The following is a 10409-nucleotide window of genomic DNA, read 5'->3' as shown; positions in this document are numbered from 1 at the left end:
ATCGACACCCCTGCGGGTGCGAGTGGCTCAGTTGACCTCGTAGAGGTCGATGAATTCCTTGAAATGGCTCATGCGGAACGGCTTGAGCACGAACCCACGGACCCTGAAGCCATTGCCTTGGGCGATCATGCAGGCCGACTTGGCGTAGAAGGGGTCCGAGCCGGTGACGAAGATCAGATCCGGGAAACTGCCCCTGCCCTTGAGTTCACTGATCAGCTCGATACCGTCCTGGTCGGGCATGAAAACATCGGAAATCACCAGATGGGGTTTGAAGTCACCCACCGTCGCGCAGGCGCGCGCCGCGGTATCGACACTGCGGACCTCGGCGCCGAACGAGGTCAGAATGTCCGTTATGGTAGCTCGCACCGTCTCGACGTCGTCGATCACCAGGGCACGCAGAGGTCCCTGGACCTGCGTCGTGGTCCGATCCAGCAGCTCGCTGCCACCGCCCGTCATCGCCACCACTTCCACGCCATAGCCGGCACTCCTTGTCACGCGCTGGCAGCGGAAACGACATGTCGCCAACTCACCCGCGCCGGTCAGGAAGCGGGAGTTTTACACCGCGACGACACGGGAGCAAGTCGCGCGTCTCAATTTAAAGCGGTTCCAGGCGCCACCGCCGCCACGCCGAACAGCGCGACGTGGAAATAGACCAGTACGACATAGAGGGCGACGCCCCCCATCACCGGCAGCCATCCTGGCCACAGGCTGGACAGCGGCAGGCGGCCGCGCAGCTGCGCCGCCAGTGGCCAGAACGCGGTCTGCTGCTCGAACCGCTGCCAGGCCGCGCCCAGTTGCTGGCGCTTCTTGAGGTCGACGCCCCGCGCGCCCGCGATCGCCAGGAACGCCATGCCGGCCGCCAGCACCACCGTCGGCGCGTCCCCGTTGACGAAGGCATGGACCAGCCCCCACAGGCCGATCCCCCACATCATCGGATGGCGGGTGAGCGCGAACACGCCCTGCGGCGTCGGCATGCGCTGCAGCGCCGCCCTGCCCATCTTCGGCAACGAGGGATTGGGGGTCACCAGCGACCCCACCAGCAGAATCGCCGCCACGATCATGCCAATATGGGTGAGCGTATAGGCGAACAGCGGCGGCACCCACCAGATGACCACCGGCGCTGCCCGATAGGCAAGGATCACCCAGCCCAGGGTCAGCGCCGCCACCAGCGAATAGACGACCAGAAAACCATTCTCGCCCAGCCGCGCCACCAGCGGCTTGCGCCAAGGGTGGGACAGCAGGAAGTGCGTGCCGATAAAGGCCACCAGCGCCAGCACCAACATCGACATACGCACCTCCCCCGGGTCAGTTATGGCCTTCTCGTCGGCTCAATGCCGATACTGTACCGGCAGGGCCTGTTCGTCGAGTGTACGGTAGCGGTCCCGCAGTCTGGTCTGACGGGAGGTCAGCGCGACTTCCCGCCCCTGGATCAGCACATGCGCGGGTGCCGCCATCAGGTCAAGCGGATCACCGTCCCATACCACCACGTCGGCGAGCTTGCCCGGCTCCAGCGTGCCCAGCGCCTTGTCGACACCGAAGATGCGCGCCGGATTGAGGGTCACGGTCTTGAGCGCTTCGGCCCAGCTCATCCCCTCACCACCCGGCAGCCGCGACTGACCCACCAGATTGCCGGCGTACTGCAGCACCACGCGGGCCTGCATCGCCTCATCACGCGACACCGTGCCCAGCGCCACCAGCACCCCCCTGGCGGCCATCCGGCCGGGGTTGTTCATGGTCGCCGCCAGCGTCTCGAAGCGGCTCGGCAGGTTCTCCAGCGTGTTGACGATCACCGGCACCCCCGCGGCGGCCAGCTGGTCGGCGACCATCCAGCCCTCCTCGGCACCGACGATGATCGGCCGCAGCGTCGGAAACTCGCGCTTGAGCGCGATCACCTGCAACAGATCGGCGGCGCGGCTGGCATGCACCATCACCGGCATCTCGCCTGTCACGACCGGTACCAGGGCGCGCGCGTCGGCATAGTTGGCGAACACGCCCTTCTCGCCGATCTGGCGATAACGGGTGGGACCTGCCTGATATTCGCGGGCCTCGGCCAGGGCCGTCTTGAAGGCGGCAAGGGCGGCCGCGCGCGAGCCGCCGGCCAGTTCACCGCCCTCTTCGCCCAGCTCAACGAACTGGAAGCCGCGCGCCTTGAACACGGGCGCGAAACCGTCCCCAAGCTGGATCAGCGCCCCCTGCCCGGCGAATACGCCGCGCGACGCCTTGGGCGCCACCGCCACCCGCGTCACGCCCTCGATCCGCGACACCGGAATCGCCGTCGCCAGCGGATTGATTGCCGTGCTGACATCGAATGCGGCGGCGATGGGGGCCCCCTTGGCGGCGGTGTCGTTACTCTCCCGCACCGCCTCGACGTCGACCAGACCAACACGGGTGAAGCCGTTGAACAGGCCCGGCGTCACCGCCCGGCCGGCCGCGTCGATCACCCGCGCGTCGGCAGGCACCGAGATATTCCGGCCGACGGCGACAATCCGGCCGTCGCGGATCAGTACCGTGCCGCCCTCGATCGGCTGGGGCGAGGCCACGGTGTGCACCGTGCCGCCGGTAATGGCGATGGTTTCTGCCCGGGCGGCGACACTGCTCACCAGGGCCAGCGCCAGCAGCGCTACCCGCTTCATTTCACATCTCCCTGGCCCGGCTGGCCGAGCTCGAAATCGGCCACCGGCCGCATTTTCGGATTGGCGGCGTCAAACATCAGCGCCCCGTCGACCCACACCTTCTCCGCGCGGGTATAGGCACTGAACGGATCGCCGTTCCACAGCACCACGTCGGCCATCTTGCCGGTCTCCAGGCTGCCCGTGCGGTCAGCGATGCCGATGGCCTTGGCGGGGTTCAGACTGAGCCACGTCCACGCCACCTCGCGCGAGATGTTGAGGCCGATGCGATTGCCGGCGGCCATCGCCTTGGCGGCCTCCTGGTTCAGCCGCTGCACCCCGTAGGGGTCATCGGAGTGGACGATGGCGCAGGCGCCACCCGCGTGCACCAGCGGAATATTCTCCTTGATGCCGTCATAGGCTTCCATCTTGAAGCCCCACCAGTCGGCCCACATCGCCGAGCAGATACCCTCCCGCGCCAGCAGGTCGCGGATCTTGTAGGCCTCCACGGCGTGGTGGAAGGTCGAGACCTTGTAGCCGAATTCCTTGGCCATATCGATGACGATGGCCATCTCGTCGGCGCGGTAGCAGTGGTTGTGCACCTCGATACGGCCGGCCAGCACTTCCGCCAGGGTGTCGAGCTGGATGTCGCGTTTGGGCGGATCGGCATCCTTGCCAGCGGCGATCTTCGCCTCATACTGCTCCCAGGACCGCTTGTACTCGGCGGCTCGGGCCCAGGTCTGGCGGTTGAGCGCCACATTGCCCATGCGACTGCCGGGCATCTGCCCCTTGGAGCCATAGACCCGCTTGGGGTTCTCGCCGCAGGCCATCTTCAGCCCGTAGGGTGCGTCCGGGAACTTCATGCCCTGCATGGTGCGTGCCGGCACCAGCTTCAGCGTCACGCTGCGACCGCCGAACAGGTCGGCCGAACCGGGCAGGATCTGCACCGTCGTCACGCCAGCGGCCACGGCGCGGGTGAACTGCGGGTCCTGCGGCCACACCGAGTGTTCCGCCCAGACCTCGGCACGCACCGGCCCGGTGATCTCGTTGCCGTCCTCGTGCGCGGCCACCTCGGGCGCCGGATAGTCGCCCATGTGGCTGTGGACGTCGATGACGCCCGGTGTCACCCACTTGCCGGTACCGTCGATGACAGTGCCACCCGCAGGCACCGCGAGGTCGCGGCCCACCGCGACGATCTTGCCATCCTGAAAGAGCACGTCACCGCCATCGAGACGGCCACCCTTGCCGTCGAGCACCGTGGCGCCGCGTACCAGCGTCGGCACGCCGGGGTAGGCCCTGTAGGTGGACGGATAGGGATCGCGGTTGATGCGCACCGGCGCCGCCTTGGCGGTTGCCGTGATCTTGGTGGTTGCCGCCACCGGTTTGTCGTTGGCGGCGGTGGCACAGGCGGAAAGACCCGCCAGCGCCACGCCGAGGAGAAGCTTATTGTACACCATGCATCCACTTCTTGATCAGCGGGGAAAGCAGCAGCAACACGACACCGATGCCCAGCGAAATCAGACCGATGGTCTGGAACACCTGGGCATAGGTATCGAGCGACACCTTGAGGTTGGTGACCCTGCCGCCCACCGTTTCGACGCTGGCGAACTGGGCTACCACGCCGGCGACATACTGCGCGCAGGCGATGGACAGGAACCACACACCCATCATCATGCCGACAATGCGGGCAATCGACAGCTTGGTGATCATCGACAGGCCGACCGGCGAGATACACAGTTCGGCGATCGAATGGATCAGGTAGGTTGCCGCCACCCACCACAAGGCCACCTTGTAGTCGTCGCCGGCGAAGCCCGTGCCCCAGACCAGAACGACAAAGCCCAGCCCCGCGCCCATCAGCGCGACCGCGAACTTGACCGGAATCGACGGTTCCAGCCCGCGCCGGGCAAGCCCGGTCCATAGCAGGCTCATGATCGGCGCGAACATGACAATGAAGATGGGGTTGAACACCTGCACCGACCCCGCAGGCATCAGGCCGAACACCGTCTGGCGGTCGGTATTGCGATCCGCGAAGAAGGTCAGGGACGAACCGGCCTGCTCGAACAGGGTCCAGAACACGACGTTGAACACCACCAGGATGATCGCCACCGACATCATCTGGAACTCCGCCCGGTTGCCCACCGACCACGCCCAGATCGGAATCCCGACCACCGAGACGAGGAAGGTGCCGAACAGCACCTTGCCGAGCAGCGGCAGCGAGGCGATGTAGCCGAGGAAGCCGCTGCCCCCCTGGGCGGCCGCGGCGGCCGCGGCCGCATTGGTCAGCATGTTGTCGAACAGGAACCAGGCCAGCGGAATCGCAAGGACCGCACCGACATAGATCAGCAGGGTGCGGTCGGTGCCGGTTTGTGCCGGCGGTTCGCCATAGCCGTCGAGACGGCCGCCGTCGAACTGGATCAGGAACCACGACAGCGCCATGCCGATGGCCGCCAGCAGGAAGCCGGCCCACCAGCCCACCGACTCGGCGAGAATGGGGCACAGCATCTGCGAGGCCACCGAGCCGAGGTTGATGCCCATGTAGAAGATGGTGAACCCGGCATCGCGGCGTCGGTCACCCTGTGCGTAGAGCGACCCGACGATGGTGGAGATATTGGGCTTGAAGAAACCGTTGCCGATCGTCACCGCCGAAAGTGCCAGCAGCATGACGGCGACATAGAAGGGCGAACGCTCGGCGCCCGATTGCAGCGCTCCCGGCGGCAGCTGCCGCGTTTCCTGGCCATCCGACGCCAGCAGCGACACCGACTTGTCCTCGTTGCCGCGGATCTCCAGCTTCTGTTCGCCGTCGACCAGATACTGGAGCTTCTCGCCATCGCGGGTGCCGTTGACGACTTCGTAGCGCTGTCCGTCGATCACCGCGTATGGCTTGGCGGCCTCGCCACCGAAACACAGCACGAAATAGCCGACCGACATCAGGATCGCGCCCAGTTTCACGGCCCGTTTGGAGCCGAGGTAACGGTCGGCCAGCAGACCGCCGATCAACGGCGTCAGGTAAACCAGGCTGGTGAAGGCACCATAGAGTCCATTGGTGGTGGCGTCGTCGAACAGAAAATGGTTGGCGAGATAGAGCGTCAGCACGGCACGCATGCCGTAGTAACCGAAGCGCTCCCACATCTCGGTGGTGAACAGTCGCGCCAGCTGTGGTGGGTGCCCGAACCAGGTTTTCTCGGGCTCGGCCGACAATCGGGCCGTATCCGTCATAGTGCCTCCCTGACAGTCTCTTCCGGCCCCGACGGGCCGCCATCGCGGCAGACTAGCGGCTTGATCGGCACAGGGAAACATTATTGCGGCGCATCCGTTACAGATCGCCCGGCGCCGCCCGCCGTGCGGCCCCTCCCCCTTTCACAGGCCGGAGGAACGACCCGCAACCCCTTCCGACGCACGATTATTGCGGCGGCGGGCAGGAAACGCCGGCATCAGCCGTCCGCCTGCACCGGCGTCACTAATATCCCGCCACCTCTCCGCCCCGAATCACGCACGACTGCCCCCTGCCCGCACGCGGCCATCGGCGGCGCCGTTTCGTCCTGGCCGCGCTCTCGGTTAGGATGACGCCGTCGTGGTATCCGGGGGGAGTGTCCAGATGACGATGAACCGGCGGCATGTACTCAAGAGCGTAAGCCTCGGCGGTGGCGGCCTGGTCCTGCTGGCGGCCGGTGGCCTGGCCTGGCGCGGATACCAGCGCGGCAGCTTCGCCGATCTCACCAGCGGTCCGGCTTTCGAGCCATGGCGGCAATGGCGCGACGCGCGCCCCGACGGTCTCGAAGCCGTGGCACTGGCGGGTACGCTGGCGTCCAACCCGCACGACAGCCAGCCCTGGCTGTTCCGCATCCATGACGGCAGCATCGATCTGGTGGCCGACCGCCGTCGCCAGATGCCGGTGGTGGACCCGTTCGGCCGGGAGCTGACCATCGGACTGGGGTGCGCCATCGAGAACATGGTGATCGCGGGCCATGGCCTTGGCCTGACAGCCACGGTCACGCTGCTGCCCGAGACGGCAGTGCCTGAAACGGCGATGCCCGACGCTATCGCCCGGCTGGCTTTCGCGCCGGCGACGCCGCCCGCCACGCCGGCGCCGCGCTTCGCGGCCATTGGCGCCCGTCACACCCATCGCGGCGCCTACGCCCGTCAGGAACTGCTGCCCATGGCCGCGCTCAAGGCTCTCAACAGTCTGGAGCCGGCGGAGGGCGTCGGCCTCATTCTTTACCCCGCCGGCAACGCGCTGGGTCGGCGTTTCATCGCCGGCACCATCGCGGCCACCGAGGCGTTCATCGCCACCCCCGCGTTATCCGCCGACAGTGCCCGCTGGTTCCGCCAGACCCGTGCCGCCATCGATGCCCACCGCGACGGTATCGCCATCACCAGCGGCGGCCGCCCGGACTGGCAGGTCCGCGCCGCCATGGCGCTGCCCGATTTCGACGCCGCGAGTATCGACAACGCCTGGCTGGCGGACACCCGCGAGGTCCACTGCGCCACCGCGCCGGTGTTCGGGGCCATCCGGGTGGTCCATCGCGACGATCCGCGCCTGCTGCTGGAGGCCGGCCGGCTATGGCAGCGGCTGCATCTGGAGGCGACCACGCTGGGGCTCGCCGCCCAGCCGCTCAACCAGATGATGGAAATGGCCGACTGGGAAACCCGTCAGGGCACGCCGGGGCAATTCACAGATGAATTGAATACTCTTCTGCATGGCGCTGAAGGCCATATCGTTTTCGGGTTTCGTATCGGCCGCCCACTGGCGCCGGCGGTGCCATCGCCGCGCCGGGCGCTGGCCGATGTCCTGGCCTAAGGCGGCTCAGACCGCGAGGCTGTGGCGGCCCTCGTCGGGATTGAGGTAGGCATCGAACGCCGCCGCCGCCAGCCTGACCAGCTGGCGGGCCGCCTCCGGCACCGTCACCCGCCAGCCGTCCACCGCCACCAGCCCGTCCGCCTCCAGCGGCCGCAGCCGGTCGAAGGCGTCCAGCAGCGTCGCCGGCGCCACACCCGCGGCGGCGGCGGTGGCCGCCACGTCCACCGTCAACGCGCACATCAGCTGCTCGATGATGGCACGACGGACGCGGTCGCCTGGACTCAGCGCTATACCCTTGAGTACAGGCAAGCGACCCTCGCCGGCCTGTCGCATGTAGGCCCGCACATCAGCGGTGTTCTGGACATAACCTTGCGGCAATGCCCCGATGGCCGAGGCGCCGAAGCCGATCAGCGCCGGCGCCACATCAGTTGTGTAGCCTTGAAAATTGCGCTTCAGCCGACCCTCGCGCAGCGCCACCGCCATCGGGTCGCTGGCCTTGGCGAAATGGTCGAGGCCGATGCGAACATAACCCGCCGCCCGCAGCCGGGCCTCCGCCGCATCCGCCTGCTCCAGCCGCGCCTCGGCGCCGGGCAGCGACTCGGTGGGGATCAGCCGCTGGTGGCGCTTCAGATGCGGCACATGCGCGTACCCGAACAACGCCAGCCGGTCCGGCTCCAGCGCCAGCGCCGCCTCGACGGTGTGCAGCACATCGGCCGTGCTCTGGTAAGGCAGGCCATAGACAAGGTCGAGGTTGACGCTGGTGACGCCCACCGCCCGCAACCGTGCAACGGCGCTGGCGGTTTCCTCTTCACTTTGAATGCGATTGATCGCTTCCTGAACACGGGGGTTGAAGTCCTGCAAGCCGATGCTGGCACGAGTGAGGCCGATGGCGCCCATCGCCGCCACCCGGCGGTCGTCCAGCCCGCGCGGGTCGACCTCGATCGCCAGTTCGGCACCGGCGCTGGGGCCGAAGCGATGGCGCAGCCAGCCGCCGACCCGCTCGATGTCGGCGGGTTCCAGCAGCGTCGGCGAGCCGCCGCCGAAGTGGATGTGCGTCACCGCCCGCTCGCGCCCCAGGCTCGTGCGCACGCCGTCCATCTCGCGGTCGAGCGCGTCTAGATAAGCCGCCACCGGACCGTAGCGGTTGGCGACCAGCGTGGTGCAGCCGCAGAACCAGCACAGCGTGTCACAGAATGGAATGTGGACGTAGAGCGATAGCGCCGTCTCGTCCGGCAGCTCGGCAAGCCAGCGACGATAGACATCCTCGCTGATGCCGGCATGAAAGTGCGGCGCGGTGGGATAGCTGGTGTAGCGCGGGACGCGCTGCTCCATCAGTCGGGTGGCGATGCTGCTCATGGCGGCGACTATCCGCCGTCGCGCGCCCGTTGTCCTTGACCTTGCGCAAAAACGCGTCGCTGGGTCAGGATGTCGCGCCGCCGTCGGTGGATTGCTGGTCCGTCTCCTGCGAATGGCGGGTAAGGATTGGCATCTGGGCCATGGCGAAGGCAAACGAGATGGGCATCACGCCCCATGCCTTGAAGGCGACCCAGGTGTCGGTGGAGAAGGATCGCCACACCACCTCGTTGACCGCCGCCATCACCAGGAAGAACCAGCCCCAGTTGCGGGTCAGCAGCCGCCAGCCATGATCGGTGAGCGCCGGATAGGCATGTTCCAGCACCGATTTGAGCACCGGCCGGCCCGACCACAGACCGTAGAACAGGATGACGGCGAACGCCGTGTACAACACCGTGGGCTTGATCTTGATGAACAGGTCGTTGTGCAGCCACAAGGTCAGGCCACCGAACACCAGCACAATGGCGCCATTGACCCACAGCATTCTGGGGATCTCGCGCAACCAGATTTTCGCCGCCGCGATGGCACCGACCATGGCGGCCATGAACACGCCCGTCGCCCAATAGATGCCAAGCCAGCCGTTGACGACGAAGAACAGGATCAGCGGCACGAAGTCGACCGCGAAGCGTATCCACGGTAACGCAGCGTGCCGGGGCGACACGTCCTTCACCGTCACCGTCGGGTCGTGATCACTGCTCATCTCACATCGTCTCCGGAAGGCCGACCAGGGCGCGGGCGAAGCCTTCCGGCTCGAACGGGCGCAGGTCGCCGATCTTCTCGCCGACGCCAATGGCATGGATCGGCAGCTTGAACTTCTCGGCGGCCGCCACCAGCACGCCGCCACGCGCCGTGCCGTCAAGCTTGGTCATCACCAACCCGGTCACGCCCGCGACGTCCTGGAATACCGCGATCTGGCTTAACGCATTCTGACCGGTGGTGGCGTCCAGCACCAGGATTGTGTCGTGCGGCGCCTCGGCGTCGAGCTTGCCCAGCACCCGGCGAATCTTGGACAGTTCCGCCATCAGGTCGGTCTTGTTCTGCAGCCGGCCGGCGGTATCGATGATCAGCACCTCGGTGCCGGCTGCGCGCGCCTGTTCCAGCGCCGAGAAGGCCAGACCGGCGGCGTCGCCACCGACCTTGGTGGTGACCACCGGCAGGCCGAGCCGGCCGCCCCACACCTGCAACTGCTCCACCGCGGCGGCCCGGAAGGTGTCGCCGGCGGCCAGCATCACCGAGCGGCCCTGCTCCTGGAACAAGGCAGCCAGCTTGGCGATGGTGGTGGTCTTGCCCGAGCCGTTGACCCCCACCACCAGGATGACGTGGGGCCTGCGCGCCGTGTCGATGGCCAGCGGCCGGGCGACCGGCGTCAGCACCGAAACCACGGTGTCGGCGAGCACCGCGCGGACTTCCTCGGCGGTGATGTCCTTGTCGAAGCGGTCACGCCGCAGCCGGTCGCAGACCTCGGTCGCCGTCTTGATGCCGAGGTCGGCGGCGATCAGCGCCTCCTCCAGCTCCTCCAGCGTCGTGGCGTCCAGCCGGGCCTTGGTGAACAGGCCGGTGATGCCGCTGCTCAGCTTCTCGGCGGAACGCGCCAGCCCCTGCCGCAGCCGGCCGAGCCAGCCCTGTTTGGTCGTCTCGTCACTCACGCC

At 67.3% G+C, this 10409-nt stretch carries 9 protein-coding genes; 1 reads left to right on the top strand and 8 read right to left on the bottom strand.

What is annotated here, in order from left to right:
* Window positions 1–27: 27 nt before the first annotated feature.
* From ABU113_RS01000 to ABU113_RS00980, 5 genes are all read right to left on the bottom strand, one after another.
* Window positions 28–495, bottom strand: coding sequence for a response regulator (locus tag ABU113_RS01000; protein WP_454557600.1), 468 nt, complete (start codon window positions 493–495; stop codon window positions 28–30).
* A 95-nt stretch (window positions 496–590) separates the two neighbouring features.
* The gene (locus ABU113_RS00995; protein ID WP_454557599.1) at window positions 591–1289 is read right to left on the bottom strand and encodes an NnrU family protein; all 699 of its coding nucleotides are present in this window, start codon (window positions 1287–1289) and stop codon (window positions 591–593) included.
* A gap of 39 nt (window positions 1290–1328) precedes the next feature.
* Window positions 1329–2633, bottom strand: coding sequence for an amidohydrolase family protein (locus tag ABU113_RS00990; protein WP_454557598.1), 1305 nt, complete (start codon window positions 2631–2633; stop codon window positions 1329–1331).
* Window positions 2630–4066, bottom strand: a complete 1437-nt coding sequence (locus ABU113_RS00985) for an amidohydrolase (RefSeq protein ID WP_454557597.1) — start codon at window positions 4064–4066, stop codon at window positions 2630–2632. The genes ABU113_RS00990 and ABU113_RS00985 overlap by 4 nt, the downstream gene beginning before the upstream one ends.
* Window positions 4053–5825 (bottom strand): peptide MFS transporter, encoded by a 1773-nt coding sequence (locus ABU113_RS00980; protein ID WP_454557596.1) that lies wholly within the window; start codon window positions 5823–5825, stop codon window positions 4053–4055. The genes ABU113_RS00985 and ABU113_RS00980 overlap by 14 nt, the downstream gene beginning before the upstream one ends.
* Before the next feature lie 379 nt (window positions 5826–6204).
* On the opposite strand from ABU113_RS00980, the gene ABU113_RS00975 reads away from it, so the two are divergent.
* Window positions 6205–7407: an Acg family FMN-binding oxidoreductase gene (locus ABU113_RS00975; protein ID WP_454557595.1), complete on the top strand. Its 1203-nt coding sequence runs from the start codon at window positions 6205–6207 to the stop codon at window positions 7405–7407.
* Window positions 7408–7413: 6 nt separating this feature from the next.
* Here ABU113_RS00975 and hemN read toward each other — a convergent pair whose 3' ends face one another.
* From hemN to ftsY, 3 genes are all read right to left on the bottom strand, one after another.
* A complete protein-coding gene (gene hemN, locus ABU113_RS00970) occupies window positions 7414–8763 on the bottom strand; it encodes an oxygen-independent coproporphyrinogen III oxidase (protein WP_454557594.1) in 1350 nt (449 codons plus the stop codon).
* Between the two features lie 64 nt (window positions 8764–8827).
* Complete coding sequence (locus ABU113_RS00965; RefSeq protein ID WP_454557593.1) at window positions 8828–9460, bottom strand: septation protein A; 633 nt, start codon at window positions 9458–9460, stop codon at window positions 8828–8830.
* A 1-nt stretch (window position 9461) separates the two neighbouring features.
* Entirely contained in the window at window positions 9462–10406 is a 945-nt protein-coding gene (gene ftsY, locus ABU113_RS00960; RefSeq protein ID WP_454557592.1) for a signal recognition particle-docking protein FtsY, read from the bottom strand.
* Window positions 10407–10409: the final 3 nt, after the last annotated feature.

Source organism: Parapedomonas caeni, from assembly GCF_041060555.1.
Taxonomy (GTDB): domain Bacteria; phylum Pseudomonadota; class Alphaproteobacteria; order Sphingomonadales; family Sphingomonadaceae; genus CAUJIW01.
Note: the sequence above shows the minus strand (reverse complement) of the source record. Positions and strands in the feature narration are given on the sequence as shown.

What these genes read in the sequence shown, in the direction of transcription:
- ABU113_RS00995 (WP_454557599.1), bottom strand. Translation starts at nt 1,289, where the DNA reads ATGTCGATGTTGGTGCTGGCGCTGGTGGCCTTTATCGGCACGCACTTC.
- ABU113_RS00990 (WP_454557598.1), bottom strand. Translation starts at nt 2,633, where the DNA reads ATGAAGCGGGTAGCGCTGCTGGCGCTGGCCCTGGTGAGCAGTGTCGCC.
- ABU113_RS00985 (WP_454557597.1), bottom strand. Translation starts at nt 4,066, where the DNA reads ATGGTGTACAATAAGCTTCTCCTCGGCGTGGCGCTGGCGGGTCTTTCC.
- ABU113_RS00980 (WP_454557596.1), bottom strand. Translation starts at nt 5,825, where the DNA reads ATGACGGATACGGCCCGATTGTCGGCCGAGCCCGAGAAAACCTGGTTC.
- ABU113_RS00975 (WP_454557595.1), top strand. Translation starts at nt 6,205, where the DNA reads ATGACGATGAACCGGCGGCATGTACTCAAGAGCGTAAGCCTCGGCGGT.
- hemN (WP_454557594.1), bottom strand. Translation starts at nt 8,763, where the DNA reads ATGAGCAGCATCGCCACCCGACTGATGGAGCAGCGCGTCCCGCGCTAC.
- ABU113_RS00965 (WP_454557593.1), bottom strand. Translation starts at nt 9,460, where the DNA reads ATGAGCAGTGATCACGACCCGACGGTGACGGTGAAGGACGTGTCGCCC.